Source organism: Hwanghaeella sp. LZ110, from assembly GCF_048892525.1.
Taxonomy (GTDB): domain Bacteria; phylum Pseudomonadota; class Alphaproteobacteria; order UBA8366; family Aestuariispiraceae; genus Pacificispira.
The window spans coordinates 1-280 of the sequence record NZ_JBLZHT010000077.1 but is presented as its reverse complement, the minus strand read 5'-3'; the positions used below and the strand labels follow the sequence as shown (position 1 = coordinate 280).

The window sequence follows — 280 nt, the reverse complement described above, 5'->3', positions numbered from 1 at the left end:
CCTGATGCACTTCTCAAGAATGGTAAGGTAAGTTATGGAATAGATGGGAATTCGAAAAGGTTTTTTTGGGCATCTGATTCTTCATATATGATGCTTGATGGACATAAAAGTTTATTCAAGCAGCGCCATCTGATTTTTGAAAAAAATTTCAGTAATATGAAAGCGAATACAATTCTTGATCTAGTCTGGAGGTTGCACTTAATTTCTTCTGGGTTTGTGTTAATCCATGCTGCTGCCATTTCTAAAAATGAGAAAGGTATTCTATTGCCGGCGTGGAAAA

At 36.1% G+C, this 280-nt stretch carries 1 protein-coding gene; it reads left to right on the top strand.

Annotated features, from left to right (window positions below):
- Positions 1 to 280 (top strand): hypothetical protein (locus ACOSDM_RS20270; RefSeq protein ID WP_420726345.1); only part of this gene is annotated, 280 nt, incomplete at both ends.